The following is an 18115-nucleotide window of genomic DNA, read 5'->3' as shown; positions in this document are numbered from 1 at the left end:
TGCCTATCAAACTCTACCTATCTTCATTTCACCCGCTTAACCGATATCTGAGAGAGCGGAAATGCTCCGCTACCTCCTTTTCTTATCGTATAATTTGTAGTGTTGGATGATCGAAACGAATAATTTCTGCCCGCCAACATATCAATAGAAGTTATCAGAGTATAAGTCTGTAATGTTCCGTTCGTAGCAGAATAAGTATCATTTACCCTCGCTACCCATTGATTATCCTGATTATCCCACACTCCTATCACCGGGAGGTTCCCCTTCGTCGCTGAAAGCTGCATATTCATAATGATCTGATAGGTTCCGTCAGCAACCACCTGAAAAGAATTGGTGGTAGCGTCGGCAATGTATTTATTTTCATTATCGATAATCTCAGTAGTAAGATTACCAATCATCGTGGTAGAATTACCTGAATTATAATCTGCTGATAATTGCACGGTAATTTCCTGAGCCACAAAAAGCTGTCCGTTTACTGCGATGAGAGTACCCACGGAATTGGGCGCTTGTAATATTTTCTGCCATGAAGGCGCCTGTCCTGAACCATTGGATTTTAAAACCTGACCGGCAATACCGGCACTTCCAGCTGTTGAAGCATTACCACCAACATTAAGCTCATTGGTAATTTGTAATGAGCCATTAACATGAAGGGTCTTTTGAGGGGTTGTCGTATTGATTCCTACTTGAGGGAAAGCCCAGAGAGAAAGAAGCATACAACTACTGAGTAGTGATCTTTTTCGCATACATTTATTTTTTACGATTTGGTTTAATCTAATTCAAAAAAGACTTTAAAAAGAATATTTACTTACGCTCTGAGATTAATAGAATAAGCCCATAATCTCTCATAAATCATAGTCTGGAAAATCAAAAAAAAAGACAATAAGATGAACTTAACCGGGTACAACAGAAAAGAACTCAATGCAAAGATTCAACCGGTTTTTGCATTCGTTCTATCACAAATTTATAGAATATATCGCCTTGTGTTTTGAACTAAATTATCACATTAGTTGTTGAAATTATAAGAAGTAATGAATATTTAAAAAGAGAAGTATATCTCTCCTATTAAAATTACCAATCGCAATCCTGACCTATTATAAGAATTAAATAAATTGTCTGGTATTATCTATAAAAATTCCTGACCTTTGTCCGATATTTTTATTGCGCTAAAAAATTAATGGAAGAATTTGAAATACCTGTAACTTATAAAGGCAAGGACCTGCTTTTCAACGGACGACTTGCAACATTCAGCTATGGTTACAAGCTCTATGTAGATATCGATGGAAATGAAGTTGTTTTTGAACGGGATGATGAAGGAAATTTGAGAGCTATTGTTCCCGAAATCTCCTCAAATCCAGCCATAGAAAAAGAACTTATTGAGTCTATTATTGAAGTCTTCAATGACCTTTAGTCTTTATAAAGGATAATATAAAGAGTAAAAAGGCGTTTGCCTTTCTTCACAAAAGATAAATAAATGCAGAAAAGGAGGCCTCAAAGGTCTCCTCTATTCTATCTATAATTAATGAAGTTCGACGAATAATTCTTCCGATGATCTTCGTATTTTTTTTAATTTCCCCCACCAGTCTTTATCTTCATCTTTATATCCCAAAGCCATCATAACAGAACTTCTTAAGCCTTGTTCAGGAAGATTAAGCAATTCATCTACCGCCTGATTATCGAAACCTTCCAAAGGTGTGGCATCAATTTTCAGATCGGCAGCTGCTAGTAATCCAAACCCTAATGCGAGGTAAGCTTGTCTGGATGCATTGGCAAAATGTTCTTCAGTGGTCTTTTTGTCCAGCATATCCAATAAATTAAGACGATAATCATCGGTGGCACTTGATGGGAGATCCCTTTCCTTATTACTAAATTCAAAGAAAGAATCTACTCTCTCCGTGGTATATTGATCCCACGCAGCAAATACCAGAATATGTGAAGCCTGTACAATTTGCTGTTGCTGGTAAGATATAGGCTGTAGCTTTTCTCTAAGTTCTTTATTTGTGATAACGAAAACTTTAAAAGGCTGCAATCCTGAACTTGTAGGTGCCAGGCGAATCGCTTCCAATATTTGTTCTATCTTGTCCTTTTCTATGGCTTTTCCGTTATAGCTTTTTGTTGCTGATCTCCAGTTCAATGCTTCTTGTAATGACATAATTGTATTATTTTTATATTTATGTTTTGAAGAAAGTATACTTCTTTTTACTTTCTTTTTACACTGCAAAGTTACTACGTTTATAGTATCAAAAAGCCACCTGTTACCCTTAAGTAACCAGTTACCTCGAAGTAACCAGATGATTTTAAATCGCTTTTTATCAACTGATTTTCTTACTTTTGAAACATTATTTTTTATCTATGAAAAAAGAAAAAATAGAACTTGACATAGAATGTAAAAACCATATCCGCGGTGTACGGGATACAATCTATCTTTTGGATGGAAAGTGGAAAACCATTATCATCAGCCATCTGTACTATACCGGAAAATTGCGTTTTATGGATTTGAAACGTCAAGTAGAAGGAATTGCATCAAAAACACTTTCCAAAGAACTTAAGGTTCTGGAGATGAACAATCTGGTAAAGCGAACTCAAAATAATACGATGCCGGTATCTGTTGATTATGAATTAACTGAGTTTGGTAAAAGCCTGCATACCATTATTGATACCATGGGTGAATGGGGAATAAAATACAGAAAGCAATTACTGCAACAGAACTGAAAAATCCGATTTTAACTTATAATATTTTAGATGACTATATTTTAAAATTCTATTACAATGGTAACTTACAAGAGCCTTAAGTAGATTTTGATTATAAATTTAAAAGTCAAAAGCAGTGCTGTTTTCGACTTTTATTTCTGTAAATAGTAACAAGTAAAGTTCCGGTTTTTCAAACTTATTTTTGCTTTTTCCTGTACGCTCCGGGAGTTAGTCCTCTATGTTTTTTGAAAAGTTTAGACAAATGACTTTCATCGCTGAACTGCAGTTCATAAGCAATTTCACTCAATCGGATACTGCTGTATTTTAAATACGTTTCAACGAGTTTAAGCCGGTAATCCAGCAGATAGTCCTGATAAGAAATCCCGGTTTGCTGTTTAAAATACTCTCCGAAATAATTCCCCGAAATTCCAAAATGTTCTGCAATAGCCTGAATTCCGGTCTTTTCTCTGTCTTTGATATGTTGCTGGATATACGTAATAATCTTCATGATGGAGAAAGCTTTTCTATTTTCCTGCAAATCTGAAGTTTCACTTTTTATGATATTGCGGGCAATGAGGTTTAACAGAATGGATATACAGTTCCGGATAATAAGATAATCTTCTGCCTTATTTTTGAATTCCTTTGCAATCTGCAAAACAAGCATTTCTGCAAAATCTTCATCGCTCTTACTGCGAAATACACATCCTGCCCTTGCATGATAATTATTGCTGATGTATTGAAGTTTGTATAGATTTTCGCAGCTTTCAATACGGTCTGCTTCCAGACGGATCTTATCAATGAATTCTATGGGACATTGTATGGAGATCAGTGAAGCATTGTCACTTTCAAAACGGTAAAGCTCCTGCTGCGGAATGATGAAAAGCTTCCCTTCTGTAAAGTCAATACAACGTTCATCATAGATAAGGCTTCCCTTCCCTTTTACTACGTAGACAAAAGAGAGAAAAGAATTTGTTTTAAGAACAATCTCTTCGCCTTTCAGTTGTATTTCTTTTACTTCGATACCTTCCAAATGTAATCCTTTCATCAGTACACCCTTATTTTTCCTCCAAAAGTACAATTTTACCAGAACATAAAGAGGTTAATTTTGCATAAAAAAATATGAACACCTATTCGAAACGATGGCCGGCACTCAATTTTCTGATTACCGGTGCATTTCTTTCACCATTGGATTATTTTATTGTCAACATGGCATTACCTTCTATAAAAAAGGCCTTCAATGCAAGTGATCATCAGTTGCAGATGGTGGTTGCCATTTACGGACTTACCTATGCTGCTCTGGTGGTATGCGGCGGAAGACTTGGTGACCTTTATGGGCGAAAGAAGATCTTTACTCTGGGATTGTATACTTTCTTAATTTCATCTCTTGGTTGTGCTTTTTCGCCTCATATTACCTGGTTAATTATCTTCAGGCTCTTTCAAGGTGTAGGGGCATCACTTCTTGCACCTCAGGTACTGGCTTCTATCAAGGTTTTGTTCAGTAGTGAAGAACAGCCTAAGGCGGTGAGTCTCTTCAGTTCTGTATTTGGACTGGCGGCGGTGCTTGGTCAGCTGCTTGGTGGCTTGCTTCTCAGCATGCATTGGGGAAGCTTTTCCTGGGAAATGGTATTTCTTGTCAATGTCCCGATAACTCTGATCTGCATTATTGGTATTCATTTTACAATGGAGAATAGTCATAAGGAAACAAATTCAGGGATTGACTTCATCGGATCTCTGCTATTAATTTTTGCTTTACTTTTATTGATTTGTCCTCTTATTTTCGGGCAGAAATATCAATGGGAATGGTGGATCTTCGGTATTCTGCTGACGGGAATAGCTTTATTAATAGTTTTTTTTAAATATGAAATGTATTTGCTAAAAAAAGGCAAACCTATCCTTATAGATCCTACCCTTTTACAGCACAAACCTTTTGCCTTAAGCCTTCTGATTATCTTTTTCTACAATTTTACAGCCGGTTTATTTATTTGTTATCCGTATTATCTGCAACAGTTTCTTCATCAGAGTTCTATGCAGACGGGAATCGCCATTGTTCCATATGGTGTAGCTTTCTTCTTGGGACCACTCATCGTGTCTAAAATTAAACTGGCTCCGCAAACGATGATCTATACCGGTTTAGGTCTGTTACTGGCAGGCTTTATTTTCAGTGCATTAGCCTTTTATACACACGAAAAACCTTCTTTGGTAACGCATATCACCTTATTTATGGCTGGATTAGGACATGGTACTATTATGCCAGTTATGATGCGTACTGCGATCACTTTTACCACCAAAGAAAAAGCAGGACAAGCCTCAGGTCTTGTAAGTATCGGAATGCAGGTCGGTAGTGTGGTGGGTGGTGTTATTGTGGGAACGCTATTTTTTAATCTGATTCATATCATTGGATTTCCGGCGGCTTTTTCAGCAGCGATTTGTACCATCGGACTCGTTCAATTAGTGGGAATAGGAATGAGCCGAAGATTACAACAATACATTTAATCTGATCCTTTAAAAAATTAAAATACTTAATATTTACATTTATGAACAATACAGAAAAAGTAACCGAAGAGTTACAGGAGTTTTGTGAAAACATCGAAAAATGGTTTCGTGGCAGTGAACAACAGGAAATATTATGTAATAAAATCCTTTCCGGTTTTGCTCCTGAATTTACAATGATCAATGGTGATGGAAATTCCGCAACTTTATCCATGTTTTCGGAATGGCTTCCCACGGTCTTTGGAAAATTCCCGGATCGCAGCGTGAAGATTGAAAATATAGAAATTGAGCATTCTGATCATCATGCTCTTGCTACTTATATTGAAATCCAGACAACCGGAGACATTGCCAACAGAAGAAAGTCATCCGCAGTCTTTCTGATAGGTGAAGAAAAAGCATTGTGGTTCCATCTGGTAGAAAACTGGATGTAAAACCAACTCAACCGAGATTGACTATAGCCCAATAATAATCCGATATTGGGCTATTTTCTTTTAAAAAAGTTTCAAGATTTTGATTCTAAATGCTTTATCAGTTTTTATTTCGGAATACCTCCATTTGTCTTGCCATGATGGCCAATAAAATTCCGAAGCAGGCAAAAAGACCGTAAGAATACCTGAGATCAAAAGCTTCCGCAACATATCCGATAAGCGGCGGTCCCATCAAAAATCCTAAAAAGGAAATACTGGACACAAATGACAGCGCAATGCTGGGAGCCACTTTACTTACTTTACCAACCGTGCTGTACACAGAAGGTACGCTTAATGAGCTTCCTAAACCAATAATCATGAAAGCAATGATACAAATCCATAACTCAGGGAAGAAAACACTTAGAAAAAGTCCGCTGCTCATCAAAATACCACAACATTGAAGAACGATTCTTTTCCCATACTTTTCGATCACACGATTGCCGATAAATCTACCTAAAGTCATCATTAAAATAAAACTTGTATACCCCAATATAACAAGCTTTTCCGGAGCTTTCACTATGGTTTGAAAATATACCCCGCTCCAGTCGAACATTGCTCCTTCAATAGCCATACTTAAAAATCCGATGATTCCCAATCCCACCAAGGTAGGATTAATGTTTTTAAAAACAGATTGCCTTTGTGGTTCAACTTTATGAATAATATTGGTTAAATTCCTTCTACTATACAACCAAAGTCCTGACACAAGCATGAAAGTCAATATAAAATGATAAAAGGTTCCGACATTCAGGGTAATCATCAGTAAGCCGAGAAGTGCACCTGCCAGTCCGGCAAAGCACCAGGCACCGTGATAAGAAGATAAAAGTGTTCTTTTTGTAATCGATTCTATTTCAATAGCCTGGGTATTGATTGCGATGTTGCACAAATTCCCTGATACACCAAAGAAAAAAAGAACAGCCGCCAGTATCCAATATGACGGAGCAAGCCCGATCAGCAAAAGAAAAACAGGATAAAACAAGAAGCACGTTTTAATAATCCGGCTGCTTCCGTATCTGCTGATGAGCTTTCCTGCCAAAACCATAGTTGAAAGCTGCCCGATCGGCATCAGAAGCAAAAGGGTTCCTAGCTGTGCTTCATTGATGGAAAGTGCCGTTTTAATGATAGGAATACGGCTCGCCCATGAGGAAAAAACAAGCCCATGGGCAAAGAAAAGTAAAAAGCAGGCTGCAGGCATTTTCGCATTATAAGATTCTCTATCTGGCATTATAACAGTGTTGGATTAAAATTTCTGCCGCAAAGTTAGTCACAGTCACCCAATAAAATATATTCCATTTTTGTCATTTTATATTCCATTTTAAACAAGATATGCAAAAAGAAAAATTAACTGACTACATTTGTCCGGAAAACAGAATATACTCATAAGCATTAAAATATTCGCCTAATCTCAGGAATAATCAGCCTTTGTCATGATAGATATTAAACCAAATTTTGAAGGGTTATGTATTGAAAAATATAAAGCAAGTACGTTAACGGACTTTCACCGGAGCGCCAATAAGCTTAATAAGCTCCTGCTTTGTTTTGTATCCCGCGGTGAACTGAAACTTCAGATCAATGGTCTTTATTTTCATAATAAAAAAGATTCGGTTATCATGTTGTTGCCCGATACCACTCTTGCAGATCTGTCCGGCAGTGATGATCTGGATCTGAATGTGTTTTTCATTTCACTAGACTTTATAAGCTCTTATAGTTTTCTGACCGTACTTTTGGCAAGTACAGAAATCAAGTTTAATCCGGGTATACAGGTAGAAAGTTCTGCCAGAAAACTGATTTGGTCTACTGTTAAGCTCATTCAGGATTATCATTCAAATACAAAAGAAGAAAGCACATTAGAATCTGTACAATATCTACTTTATGCCTTGCTGGAGCTGGTTTCTAAACTTTATTTACCGGTCATTAAAAACAACAGTCTTTTGCAAACCAGAAGCCAGGACATTATAGAACATTTTTTTGAATTGTTAAATAAACACGGCCATCTCCAGAGAAGCGTTTTATTTTATTCTGACCAACTCCATCTTTCACCTCAATATTTAAGCAGTTTAATCAAAAAAGAAACAGGAAAACCAATTAAGCAATGGATCAGTTACATGGTTATCAAACATGCAAAAGAGCTTTTAAAAACCACTTCACTTTCCATTAAAGAGGTCAGCAATCAATTACAGTTTGTAGATTCCTCTCTCTTTTGCAGATACTTCAGACGTTGTACGGGAATTACGGCCAATACCTACAGAGAAGATTATAAAATTAAAAAACAGATCCGGAGGTAAAGCTATATTTTAATTGACTTTGATTCATTTTTGTTCATTAAACATGCAAAAACAACTATACTATGATTAAAAAATTAATATTGATATCCGCCACATTACCATTATTCATTCATTGTAAAAAGGATGATACCAAGAAACAACTACAACAGGACAATCCAAGAAAACATGATGGGATATCCCTTTCAAAAAAACAAGATGAATTCCAAATTGAAACCGTCAAAAAATTTCTAAGTTGGTATCGGGACAACGAAAATCATATCTATAGTTTTAATACCGTAAAAGGAGGATCCCAGGGTGAAAATGAAGTTCCTGCCAATTACTATATTGACTTTAATCAGGTTGAAAAAGAGTTGGAATTTCTAAAAAACAGTGGCTTTTTTTCTGAAAAATTTCTGGCTGACTACAAAAACAGATATACAGAAGGAAATGAATATTTTAGACAAAATCCCGCCAATGATGGCCCACCTGTGAATTTTGATTATAATTATTTTTTTCTTACTCAGGAAGATTATGAATCTGATTTAAAGAATATTGATGGGATAAAATTTGATGTAAAATCCGTTACTGCAAAATTATGTTACGTAGAATTTTATTTAAAAAATTGCGGAATGACCTTACGTTACACACTTACAAAAAGGGAACAATGGCAAATTGATTCTATTGAAAATATAAGTAAATAAAAATACCGCACCATCATCACCATGAAAAAAAATCTTTTAACCACAGAAGCCTCTGATTCCATTATAACAAGAGTTAAAAATCTGTCTGTCAATCATCAGCCGCAATGGGGAGAAATGACTGCCAGTGAAATGCTTCTTCATTGTAACTCATGCAACAGACAAATTTTACAGGAAAGTGGAGAAAATAAGAAAACGACTTTAAAACAATACCTATTGAGGATTCTTGCCCTGTATATCGCTTCTGATTTTAAAAAGAATATTCTGGGTGAATCCAGACATGACACCAAAGGAAAGATCAACAGTGCTGAATTTGAAAAGCAGAGAACTGAGTTTATTCACCTGATCACCCAATTCCCCGCCAATACACATTCATTAACACTTCCCCATCCTGCTTTTGGTAATATCTCAACCCACGAATGGGGAATCGCCGCTTATAAACATATGGATCATCACCTAAGACAATTTGGAGTGTAAAACCATCTGCTATTTTTTAATAATTTTCTTAGAAATTGAACTTCCATTTTTTAATTCGCCCTGAAGGATATACACGCCTTTAGGAAGTTTTGATATATTAATATTGCTGGCATTCCATGTTGTCAAAACAACTTTACCGTCAAGGGAGGTAATCGTAATTTTTTTAAGGTCTTCTTTTGAGGTTAAAGTAATAAGATCTGCACTCGGGTTCGGGAATACGGAGATTCCTTCTTTTTGACCCTCCAAATCAACGGTAGAGAGCGATCCCGCCTCCGGATAAGAAATACTTTTCACAACCGTTGTATTGCCGTTTATGGTAAAAGTATTGATGGCAAAGTTGAACACAATACCAGCACTAGGGCTTACCCACATATAAGATTCATTGGTATAATTGAACGGTCCGGGTGTTTGAGTTGCCGTCCGCATTCTTTTTATTCTCAGAACATTAGGGTAAGTTCCTGTAGGCGTTGTTATCGTTCCGTAGGCATCTACCATATAATCCACCTGTCCCGTTTCTGTTGAATTTCCTACTCCTCCAGAAGCACTGTTGAATTGGTAGTTATCCGTATACTGCTGAAGATAGGTAATCGGAAACTTGAAGTTAATCAACGGATCAGTGTAGGTTATTGTCATGTCTCCGGGATTAGCGTAGGTTCCCAGCATCAGAGCCTCCGTATCAGACATAGAGCTAAAATCATAAACATCGGACAATGTCGGTCTGGCAATCCTGTTTGCTCCCGGAAATCTGAAACAATTAGCTTGTCCCGGACAAACATTTACAGTACTTGTTGATACATTGACTCCTGTATACGCAGAAAAATTCCACGAGGCATTCGCTCCTGAAGCACCGGCAGTTGTCGTTGATGCCACATCTCCGGCCCTGAAGGTAACCGGTATATTGATTTTGTCAATCGCTGCTCTTGTTACCGAAGGCTGTGCATAAGTCATGATTCCGGCAACAAAAAATAACAAAGAGTTTAGCTTTTTCATATTGTTTGATTTTAAATTTGGGTTCATATTATTGTACTACAAATCTATTTTTAGTTTCAAAAGCTATCAATCCTGAAAAAGAAGTATTTTTTTATACCTAAAATCAGGTATTTTTTATGGCGGAGTAAAATCTTATTTCCTTTGCATTCAAAAAAAAATACCCGGCATAAAGCCGGGTACTATCTAAGATTAATTTAGTTAAATGACTGTCGGTAGCTCAGAGGCGTCTCATCCGTTTTCTTTTTAAAAAGCTTATTGAACGACTGCGGATGCTCAAATCCCAGAGCATAGGCAACTTCCGATACTGAAAAACTGGTAGATGTCAAATATTCTTTGGCTTTTTCAATCAGCTTCTCATGAATATGCTGCTGTGCATTCTGGCCGGTCAGGTTTCGAAGCATATCACTCAGATAATGAGGTGATAAATGTAATGAAGAAGCCAGAAATTCTACCGTAGGAAGTCCGCTGGTTAGTGTTTCCTGTTGATTAAAATACTTTTCCAGTATCGTATCCATTTTGGTTAACAGATCATTATTGACCGCTTTTCTGGTGATAAACTGTCTTTTGTAAAATCGATTGCTGTAATTGAGAAGCACTTCAATATAAGAGATAATTACATCCTGGGTAACTTCATCGATGGCAGTGTCCAGTTCATTGCTGATATTGTCCAGAAGTCCGGTTACCATTGTTTTTTCCTGATCAGACAGATGCAGGGCTTCATTTGTATCATAGGAAAAGAATCCAAAATTCTTCATATTCTTTGCCAGAGGATATCCACGGATAAAATCAGGATGTATCAGCAATGTATAGCCACAGTATTCTGCATTTTCATCCGTGGAAAGAATTTGTCCCGGTGAAGTAAACATCATACCTCCCTCATTAAAATCGTAATATCCCTGGCCATATCCCATTTTTCCGATGGTAGAATATTTGTAGGAAATTTTATAAAAATTCAGCAGAAAGCTTCTGGTTAAGAACTCTTTATTAATCTTCATCTTCGTATTATCCACCAGACTTACCAGCGGATGAAGAGGTTTTGGAAGCTGCAACAGATCATGAAGTTCCGATATCGATGAAATTTTCAGGGGAAGATTTTCTTTCTTTTCCATGATATAAATGTATAAATTATTTAGATGAAAAGACAGCATAACACGATGTATATTACACTGTCTTTTCCTGAAGGATTAAATAAATTGCTGGCCAAACTGTTCTCTGAAAGCCTCATCACCCAATTCAATACGTTGAGCATACAATGCTTTGGCATCTTCACCCGCTACATATCTCAACTGTTTTTTACCGTCCATAGCAGCTTCATATACCACTTCTGCAATCTGTTCCGGCGTAGAGGCAGCATCCATCATTCCTTCCATTTTCGAGAACAGAGAATTGGTCATCTCTTCGTAAGCAGGACTTGATGCAGAATCCAGAGAACGGCTTACAAAATCAGTTTTGATTCCTCCCGGTGATACAGTTTTCACTTTGATTCCGAACTTATTAAGCTCAAAAGCCAGACTTTCACTCCATCCTTCCAATGCCCATTTTGTAGCGTGGTAAGTAGATCCCAAAGGAAATGCAATCAATCCTCCGATTGAAGTGGTTGATATAAAAGTTCCATTTCCTTTTTCTCTGAAATAAGGAATAAATGCCTGTGTAGCCCGAAGTACTCCCAATAAATTGGTATTAACCTGTTTTACGATCTGCTCATCTGTTAATGCTTCCAAAGGTCCGATTAGACCATATCCGGCATTGTTAAACACAACATCTATATCACCCGATTCAAGGGCTTTATGAACTGTCGTCTGTATTTGGTTAAGATCTGTTACATCCAGCGGAAGTACCATCACATTTTCTAAGGCAGCAAGTTCTGCTCCTGCCTCAGGATTTCTCATTGTTGCAATTACTTTCCATCCTTTGCTTTGAAATAATTGGGCAGTTGCTTTTCCTAATCCTGTTGAAGCACCTGTTATAAAAATTGTTTTCATTTTTTCTTTGTTTAAAAATTACAAGACAAAGGTCAGCATTAGAAAAAAGGACTGAGTTGCCAAAACGGATGAACATGTAGCCAAAATGGATTGGTATAAAAAACAGATGAAATTCTTTTATATTTTGATTTAAAAAACATTTTTTCCATCTTTTCAGCGTTAAACAACTTGCATTTTTTGTAAGTTTGCTTTCAATTGTTATGGCCGAATATATTCTTGAAAACATCAATATCAGTACACTTTCCGTATATGACCTTTTGAAGCATACTTCAGAAAGTCCCTTTATTGGGATGAAAGATTTTCATGAAATTTATCCTGTTACCATCGAAAACAATACCGGGATATTCACAAAAAAATCATCTCTTTCTGAATTTCCCATCATTACCATCAGCAGGATAGGAAATTCTCTGTTGTGTTCCTGTACCTGCGATCACTCTAAGGCTGAGCTTTGCTCCCATCAGACAGAAATTATCCATTCTGTAATCGAAGAAAAAAATTATCGTATTTTCTTTGATGATAGTCTCAGAAGAAAAATATTGTTTCCAAAGGCTAAAGCATATGGTTTAGAAAACGAACCTGATCTTGATGCTTATTTTCACCTGGAATATTCTGATGGGAAGCTTGATATCGTACCCAGCATCAAAGAAATGTTTCCTATAGATGACCTGACGCTTCAAAGAGAACTTTTGCCCCAACATCCTTCCAAACTGGATAAACTAGCTGCATCAGAAACGGACAAAAAACAAATATTGGTCATCGGTAAGCACCGTTACTACAATCATTTGATATTTTCCCTGATGGAAGCAGAAATGACACAAGCAGGAAAAATTAAAAATCCGATCACCTCTGTTGATTCAATGGATCTCATCTGGAAGGCAGAAAAGCCTTCGGAAATAAAATTCTATACTGCGATTTTAGCATTCCAGAACAATTATAACGAAGATTATAATGCTGCAGAACTTGAAGCTTTAAAGCTTATTGTACAGAATCCGCTTCATCTGAAATCGTATTATCACGACCTGGAAATCGCAGAATCTGTTTCGGCAAAGTCTCTTGTCCCAGTTGAAATTAATACTTTAGATGCCGAGGTTCAATTATCTGTATTTAAGAAAGATCCTTTTTATGAAATAAGAGGAGAACTGCAATTTGATGACCTTTCTGTTCCGTTTAAGAACGTCATACTCAGAAATGAATACTTTGTCTGTAACCGTAACACATTCAGCTTTGTAGACGATCCGGATCTATTAAGAATCATCAAATTTTTTAAAGCCAATAATGAAATTTTGCTCGTTCATGCATCAAAATACGAGGATTTCATGCAGAATATCCTATCTGTCCTTGAAGAACGTATACACATAAATTACAGCTACATACAACCTGCAACGGAAGTACAGCTTGAAGATAAAAAATATAAGACAGAAAAGGTAGTTTACCTACGCCAACAGGACAATTACATCGGGATCACCCCTGTCATGAAATACGGAGAGGTTGAAGTCCCGGTCTATTCCAGGAAGCAGATATTTGATACGGACCAAAATGGAAATATATTCAAGATCGAGAGGAATGAAGCTGCAGAGGCACGTTTTACCTCTTTAATTATGCAGCAACATCCGGATTTTGAGGAACAGATGGATGGATATCAATATTTTTATCTTCACAGAGATAAGTTCCTGGATAACAACTGGTTTCTTGAAGCATTTGAAATATGGCGAAGTGAAGGAGTGATTATTCTTGGCTTTAGTGAACTTAAGAATAATAAACTCAATGCCCACCGTGCAAAGATCAACATCCAGATTACCAGCGGACTGGATTGGTTTAATGCTAAGCTGAAAGTCAATTTTGGTCAAAAAGAAGCCACCCTGAAACAGCTTCACAGAGCAATCCGTAATAAAAGTAAATTCGTTCAACTGGATGATGGAAGTCTGGGAATCCTTCCTGAAGAATGGATCAACAAAATCACGGCTTATTTTCAGGCAGGAGAAATTGATGAAGAATTACTTAAAATTCCCAAAATCAATTTCACAGAAATATCTTCGCTTTTCGATAAAGAAATCCTGAGTAAGGAAATTCAGGATGAACTCACCTCTTATACAGCGCAGTTTTCATCCGTTAAAGACATTCCTGAAGTGAGCATTCCTGCTGAGTTAAAAGCCGAATTAAGAGATTACCAGCATGATGGACTGAACTGGTTGAATTTCCTTGACACCTTCAATTTCGGAGGCTGCCTGGCAGATGATATGGGACTTGGAAAAACGCTTCAGATTATCGCTTTCATTCTGTCACAGAGAGAGAAACGAGGTTTCGCAACCCATCTTGTTGTGGTTCCTACTTCCCTTCTTTTCAACTGGCAGGAAGAGATTAAAAAATTTGCTCCTTCCATAAAAGTCCTGCTGCATTATGGTGCCAACAGACAAAAAAACATTAGTCATTTTTCTGATTATGAAGTTGTTATTACAAGTTATGGAATGATCCTTTCCGATGTCCGTTTTCTGAAAACATTCAATTTCAGTTATATTTTTCTTGACGAATCCCAAATTATCAAGAATCCGAATTCCGAAAGGTATAAAGCTGTACGCCTCCTGCAATCCAGAAATAGAATTGTACTGACCGGAACTCCCGTCGAAAACAGTACTTTCGACCTGTACAGCCAGCTTTCTTTTGCCTGTCCCGGATTACTGGGAAGTAAACAATACTTCAAGGATATCTACGCAATACCTATTGATAAATTCGAATATAGTAAACGTGCTGTAGAACTTCAGCAGAAAATAAAACCATTCATTCTCCGAAGAACCAAGAAACAGGTTGCCAAAGAGCTTCCGGAAAAAACGGAAACAGTAATTTACTGTGAAATGAATGCTGAACAACGCCGGATATATGATGCTTACGAAACGGAACTTCGCGAATTTATCGCAGCAAATGATGATGAGCTCAACAAAAACAGCATGCACGTGCTTACGGGACTTACCAGACTTAGACAGATCTGCAACTCTCCCGTTCTACTGAAAGAAGGTTATTCCGGTGAACATTCGGTTAAAATTGAGATTCTGATGGAACAGATTCTCGGTAAATCAAAGGATCATAAAATTCTTGTATTTTCGCAGTTTGTCGGGATGCTTGATCTTATAAAGGCTGAACTAGAGAGTCATAAAATATCATTTGAGTACCTTACCGGACAAACCAAAAATCGGGGCGAAAAAGTCAACAATTTTCAGGAAAACGATGATATCCGGGTATTTTTAATTAGTTTAAAAGCCGGCGGTGTGGGATTAAATCTTACAGAAGCTGATTATATTTATCTGGTAGATCCATGGTGGAATCCTGCTACTGAAAATCAAGCGATCGACCGAAGCTACCGGATAGGACAAACTAAAAATGTGATTGCAGTGCGCATGATTTGTTCCAATACGGTGGAAGAAAAAATACTGACCCTTCAGAACAAGAAAAAGCAACTAGCTCAAAATCTGCTTACCACAGATAAAACAAAGCTCCAGGGTCTCTCAAAACAAGACCTTTTAGAAATCCTGGAATCAGATTAAACCATTCGTATTGTTCATATACAAATAAAAAAACCGACAGATAGTGATCTGTCGATTAAAAAACAAAAATTGATATGGATATGATTAGATATGTGTTTATTTTTTAATAATTTTTTCTGTTTGAATTTGTTTGTCTTTTGTCAGGATCTTAATCAGATAAGTTCCAGAAGTAAAATGATCTAAAGAAATTGTATTGGAATTCCCTTCCAGTAGTTTTTGTCCTGAAATATTGTAAATCTCATACTTCTCCAGCCCTTTTAACGCCTTGATAGTTAACGAGCCGGTAGTCGGATTCGGATAAATTCCAACTGACGAACTTTTAGACACTTCTCTTGTTGAAAGATTTTCCGGCTGGATATTGATTGTGTAATCTTCTGCCTGACCGATAAACCATCCGGAAGGACATGGTAAGTTTTGCAATATTCCCATCCACGAATTTGATTCATACGCTTTTACCAATCTGAAACGGGTATTTCCAAGCATTGCATTCACAGGAATCATGATAGGAGCTGATGTAATACCGGATTGCTGTCCCGAAACAGGATCAGAATTGTCCAAATATCCAAGATTAAAGATCTCGTCAGTATCAAACACATTATTATGATTAAAATCGATATAAGCATATGCTGAGACCGTTGTTTGACCATGAGTACCGCCTGTAACGGTAATGGGATACTCGTTTCCTCTGCTGACGTTAAAAACAGTCCCTGTAAAGTCTTCAATCACATCTGAGCCACCGTTAATAGAACTATCATTTGTAATTCCTGCAAATTCCACTTTACTGATCTCGCTTACCGTAAGACTGGTTATATTTTCAGATCCGCAATAAGGAAATGGAAAAACGGCATTGTTTCCTGAAATCATAACCGTATAATCTTCAGCCTGCCCTGCTCTTAAACCTGTATCGCAGGCCGTGTTGATTGAGCTTGCAGCATTAGGATCCGAATAGGCATTAACATTGGAATTTTTAAGAACTCTCATTCTTGTTTTTCCAGAGGCTGCATTGGCAGGTACTGCAATGGTTCCGTTGATGGTAAAGGCATTTGCCGGTGTAGCTGCCTCGAGCCTTCCTATATAAAAACTCTCTCCTGCATCATCAAAGCTTCCGTTTCGGTTAAAGTCTATAAAAACCTTTACATCACTCGGAAATGTTCCGGAAGGCCCTTTTACGGAAATTGTATAATTATTTCCCGCCTGCAGGTCTGTTGACAGTGATGTAAAATCTTCGTAAGTAGTAGTTGACCCCGACTGAAACGGTGAGGTATTATTAATATTTCCAAAAGTGACATTGGTAATCATGTTGCTGTCTGCACCATATTGAAAGGAAGGCATACAGTATTGCGCATCCATTAATGACGCCAAAATGACAGTAGAAAGAGTAGTTATTCTTTTCATTAAGTTTTTATTTTTGCTGAGACAAATTTATATTTATTTAGAATCAATAAAAATAAGAATCTAATGATTTTTATCAGTTTATTACTATTTGCCTGAAAACAATTTAACAAACATCTAATAATCAACGTTTAATTAAACTTTTAAAAATAAAAAAACTGTCTCCAATTTCATTATGAAGACAGCTGTGTGTATTTTACGGTTTCCGGGGTCAGAATTGCTAATAATTCGCGATGATTTCTCTGGACTTTCGGATGTACTCATCATATTTCTCCGTATACGCTTTGATCTTATCCACGGCAGTGGGACTTCCGAGCTTTATTCTTCCTTCTCCTCTGCCAAGCAGACTTACATAGCCTTTATCAGGATGGTCTTTATTACTATAGAGAGGCCAGGACAATTCACCTTCAAAGCCTTTCTTTGCATGAGGCAATGCGGTCTCCAGCAATGCATATTCTGCAGTATCCAGTGTTCCGATCCCAATTCGTAATTCTTTAATTTTTTTTAATTTTAAAACGGAATTAAAAGCAGGAAAAGGAGTTTTATTCATGATCGATACCAGGGTCAGAATTTCAAGATCAGGAAGTTCTTCCAGAAATGGAAAACTATCAATAGGCTGTTTCCAGTCTAATGTTCCGGTAATAAGCAGATATCTCAAATTTTCAATTCCCCGCAGACCATCAAAATCGGATACTTTTCTTAAGTTTTCGAGATGAAGGGATTGTAAAACCGGGAGGTATTGCAGTGGAGAAAGATCAGAAAACCCGGAGACATATTCAAGTGCAACTTCCTCCAAATGAATCATCGTTTTTATAAACTCCAAATTTTTAACACGTAATGATTTAATTCTTAATCTTTTAATATGCTTTAATTCACTGATCGCTTGAACCTGCTCATTACTCGGCTGATCCAAGTTTAATTCTTCAAGATGAGGACAATCAAATATTCTTTTCCAGTTTTGATGGTTTTTGCTTATTGTTAAAACCTTAACCGACGTAGTATCTGGAATTTCCTTATCTACGGAATAAACCGGTGTATGGTGAGTTGGTACCATTTCCCAATAGTCTTTTAAATTACCATAAAGGCCGTCCGGCTCTTCTTCATACTTCATATTTTCAGATGTTGGATTTGTCG

Annotated in this window: 17 protein-coding genes; 8 read left to right on the top strand and 9 right to left on the bottom strand. The window is 37.0% G+C overall.

Features of this window, described 5'->3' with window-relative positions:
* Positions 1-23: 23 nt before the first annotated feature.
* Positions 24-743 (bottom strand): hypothetical protein, encoded by a 720-nt coding sequence (locus tag EG342_RS16675; RefSeq protein WP_123868120.1) that lies wholly within the window; start codon positions 741-743, stop codon positions 24-26.
* A 431-nt stretch (positions 744-1174) separates the two neighbouring features.
* Between EG342_RS16675 and EG342_RS16670 the strand changes: the two genes are divergently transcribed.
* On the top strand, positions 1175-1408 hold the full coding sequence (locus EG342_RS16670) for a hypothetical protein (protein ID WP_103293628.1): 234 nt from the start codon (positions 1175-1177) through the stop codon (positions 1406-1408).
* A gap of 108 nt (positions 1409-1516) precedes the next feature.
* On the opposite strand, the gene EG342_RS16665 is transcribed toward EG342_RS16670, so the two are convergent.
* A complete protein-coding gene (locus EG342_RS16665; protein WP_103293752.1) occupies positions 1517-2149 on the bottom strand; it encodes an NAD(P)H-dependent oxidoreductase in 633 nt (210 codons plus the stop codon).
* A gap of 200 nt (positions 2150-2349) precedes the next feature.
* Here EG342_RS16665 and EG342_RS16660 point away from each other — a divergent pair, with 200 nt between their 5' ends.
* A complete protein-coding gene (locus EG342_RS16660) occupies positions 2350-2709 on the top strand; it encodes a winged helix-turn-helix transcriptional regulator (RefSeq protein WP_103293629.1) in 360 nt (119 codons plus the stop codon).
* A 175-nt stretch (positions 2710-2884) separates the two neighbouring features.
* On the opposite strand, the gene EG342_RS16655 is transcribed toward EG342_RS16660, so the two are convergent.
* Positions 2885-3733, bottom strand: a complete 849-nt coding sequence (locus EG342_RS16655) for an AraC family transcriptional regulator (RefSeq protein WP_103293630.1) — start codon at positions 3731-3733, stop codon at positions 2885-2887.
* 74 nt (positions 3734-3807) lie between these two features.
* On the opposite strand from EG342_RS16655, the gene EG342_RS16650 reads away from it, so the two are divergent.
* Both EG342_RS16650 and EG342_RS16645 read left to right on the top strand, forming a co-directional pair.
* On the top strand, positions 3808-5181 hold the full coding sequence (locus EG342_RS16650) for an MFS transporter (RefSeq protein ID WP_103293631.1): 1374 nt from the start codon (positions 3808-3810) through the stop codon (positions 5179-5181).
* Between the two features lie 41 nt (positions 5182-5222).
* Positions 5223-5609, top strand: coding sequence for a hypothetical protein (locus EG342_RS16645; RefSeq protein ID WP_103293632.1), 387 nt, complete (start codon positions 5223-5225; stop codon positions 5607-5609).
* A 97-nt stretch (positions 5610-5706) separates the two neighbouring features.
* Here EG342_RS16645 and EG342_RS16640 read toward each other — a convergent pair whose 3' ends face one another.
* The gene (locus EG342_RS16640) at positions 5707-6867 is read right to left on the bottom strand and encodes an MFS transporter (RefSeq protein WP_103293633.1); all 1161 of its coding nucleotides are present in this window, start codon (positions 6865-6867) and stop codon (positions 5707-5709) included.
* Positions 6868-7069: 202 nt separating this feature from the next.
* Between EG342_RS16640 and EG342_RS16635 the strand changes: the two genes are divergently transcribed.
* The 3 genes from EG342_RS16635 to EG342_RS16625 all read left to right on the top strand — a co-directional run bounded on the left by EG342_RS16635 (position 7070) and on the right by EG342_RS16625 (position 9081).
* On the top strand, positions 7070-7927 hold the full coding sequence (locus tag EG342_RS16635) for a helix-turn-helix domain-containing protein (protein ID WP_246008643.1): 858 nt from the start codon (positions 7070-7072) through the stop codon (positions 7925-7927).
* Between the two features lie 62 nt (positions 7928-7989).
* The gene (locus tag EG342_RS16630; protein WP_103293634.1) at positions 7990-8607 is read left to right on the top strand and encodes a hypothetical protein; all 618 of its coding nucleotides are present in this window, start codon (positions 7990-7992) and stop codon (positions 8605-8607) included.
* Between the two features lie 21 nt (positions 8608-8628).
* A complete protein-coding gene (locus EG342_RS16625) occupies positions 8629-9081 on the top strand; it encodes a DUF1569 domain-containing protein (protein WP_103293635.1) in 453 nt (150 codons plus the stop codon).
* Positions 9082-9090: 9 nt separating this feature from the next.
* On the opposite strand, the gene EG342_RS16620 is transcribed toward EG342_RS16625, so the two are convergent.
* The 3 genes from EG342_RS16620 to EG342_RS16610 all read right to left on the bottom strand — a co-directional run bounded on the left by EG342_RS16620 (position 9091) and on the right by EG342_RS16610 (position 12053).
* On the bottom strand, positions 9091-10071 hold the full coding sequence (locus tag EG342_RS16620; protein WP_123868119.1) for a T9SS type A sorting domain-containing protein: 981 nt from the start codon (positions 10069-10071) through the stop codon (positions 9091-9093).
* A gap of 194 nt (positions 10072-10265) precedes the next feature.
* Positions 10266-11180 (bottom strand): helix-turn-helix domain-containing protein, encoded by a 915-nt coding sequence (locus tag EG342_RS16615; RefSeq protein WP_103293637.1) that lies wholly within the window; start codon positions 11178-11180, stop codon positions 10266-10268.
* Positions 11181-11255: 75 nt separating this feature from the next.
* The gene (locus tag EG342_RS16610; protein WP_103293638.1) at positions 11256-12053 is read right to left on the bottom strand and encodes an SDR family oxidoreductase; all 798 of its coding nucleotides are present in this window, start codon (positions 12051-12053) and stop codon (positions 11256-11258) included.
* Between the two features lie 200 nt (positions 12054-12253).
* On the opposite strand from EG342_RS16610, the gene EG342_RS16605 reads away from it, so the two are divergent.
* Entirely contained in the window at positions 12254-15589 is a 3336-nt protein-coding gene (locus EG342_RS16605; protein WP_103293639.1) for a DEAD/DEAH box helicase, read from the top strand.
* 96 nt (positions 15590-15685) lie between these two features.
* Here EG342_RS16605 and EG342_RS16600 read toward each other — a convergent pair whose 3' ends face one another.
* Positions 15686-16984, bottom strand: a complete 1299-nt coding sequence (locus tag EG342_RS16600; RefSeq protein ID WP_103293640.1) for a T9SS type A sorting domain-containing protein — start codon at positions 16982-16984, stop codon at positions 15686-15688.
* A 217-nt stretch (positions 16985-17201) separates the two neighbouring features.
* Entirely contained in the window at positions 17202-18092 is an 891-nt protein-coding gene (locus EG342_RS16595; protein ID WP_103293641.1) for a leucine-rich repeat domain-containing protein, read from the bottom strand.
* Positions 18093-18115: the final 23 nt, after the last annotated feature.

The sequence above is a fragment of the Chryseobacterium lactis genome, from assembly GCF_003815875.1.
Taxonomy (GTDB): domain Bacteria; phylum Bacteroidota; class Bacteroidia; order Flavobacteriales; family Weeksellaceae; genus Chryseobacterium; species Chryseobacterium lactis.
The sequence above is the reverse complement of the archived record's forward strand: the minus strand, read 5'-3'. Positions and strand labels throughout refer to the sequence as shown.

What these genes read in the sequence shown, in the direction of transcription:
- EG342_RS16615 (WP_103293637.1), bottom strand. Translation starts at nt 11,180, where the DNA reads ATGGAAAAGAAAGAAAATCTTCCCCTGAAAATTTCATCGATATCGGAA.
- EG342_RS16630 (WP_103293634.1), top strand. Translation starts at nt 7,990, where the DNA reads ATGATTAAAAAATTAATATTGATATCCGCCACATTACCATTATTCATT.
- EG342_RS16600 (WP_103293640.1), bottom strand. Translation starts at nt 16,984, where the DNA reads ATGAAAAGAATAACTACTCTTTCTACTGTCATTTTGGCGTCATTAATG.
- EG342_RS16640 (WP_103293633.1), bottom strand. Translation starts at nt 6,867, where the DNA reads ATGCCAGATAGAGAATCTTATAATGCGAAAATGCCTGCAGCCTGCTTT.
- EG342_RS16635 (WP_246008643.1), top strand. Translation starts at nt 7,070, where the DNA reads ATGATAGATATTAAACCAAATTTTGAAGGGTTATGTATTGAAAAATAT.
- EG342_RS16665 (WP_103293752.1), bottom strand. Translation starts at nt 2,149, where the DNA reads ATGTCATTACAAGAAGCATTGAACTGGAGATCAGCAACAAAAAGCTAT.
- EG342_RS16655 (WP_103293630.1), bottom strand. Translation starts at nt 3,733, where the DNA reads ATGAAAGGATTACATTTGGAAGGTATCGAAGTAAAAGAAATACAACTG.
- EG342_RS16650 (WP_103293631.1), top strand. Translation starts at nt 3,808, where the DNA reads ATGAACACCTATTCGAAACGATGGCCGGCACTCAATTTTCTGATTACC.
- EG342_RS16675 (WP_123868120.1), bottom strand. Translation starts at nt 743, where the DNA reads ATGCGAAAAAGATCACTACTCAGTAGTTGTATGCTTCTTTCTCTCTGG.
- EG342_RS16670 (WP_103293628.1), top strand. Translation starts at nt 1,175, where the DNA reads ATGGAAGAATTTGAAATACCTGTAACTTATAAAGGCAAGGACCTGCTT.
- EG342_RS16605 (WP_103293639.1), top strand. Translation starts at nt 12,254, where the DNA reads ATGGCCGAATATATTCTTGAAAACATCAATATCAGTACACTTTCCGTA.
- EG342_RS16625 (WP_103293635.1), top strand. Translation starts at nt 8,629, where the DNA reads ATGAAAAAAAATCTTTTAACCACAGAAGCCTCTGATTCCATTATAACA.
- EG342_RS16595 (WP_103293641.1), bottom strand. Translation starts at nt 18,092, where the DNA reads ATGAAGTATGAAGAAGAGCCGGACGGCCTTTATGGTAATTTAAAAGAC.
- EG342_RS16660 (WP_103293629.1), top strand. Translation starts at nt 2,350, where the DNA reads ATGAAAAAAGAAAAAATAGAACTTGACATAGAATGTAAAAACCATATC.
- EG342_RS16620 (WP_123868119.1), bottom strand. Translation starts at nt 10,071, where the DNA reads ATGAAAAAGCTAAACTCTTTGTTATTTTTTGTTGCCGGAATCATGACT.
- EG342_RS16645 (WP_103293632.1), top strand. Translation starts at nt 5,223, where the DNA reads ATGAACAATACAGAAAAAGTAACCGAAGAGTTACAGGAGTTTTGTGAA.
- EG342_RS16610 (WP_103293638.1), bottom strand. Translation starts at nt 12,053, where the DNA reads ATGAAAACAATTTTTATAACAGGTGCTTCAACAGGATTAGGAAAAGCA.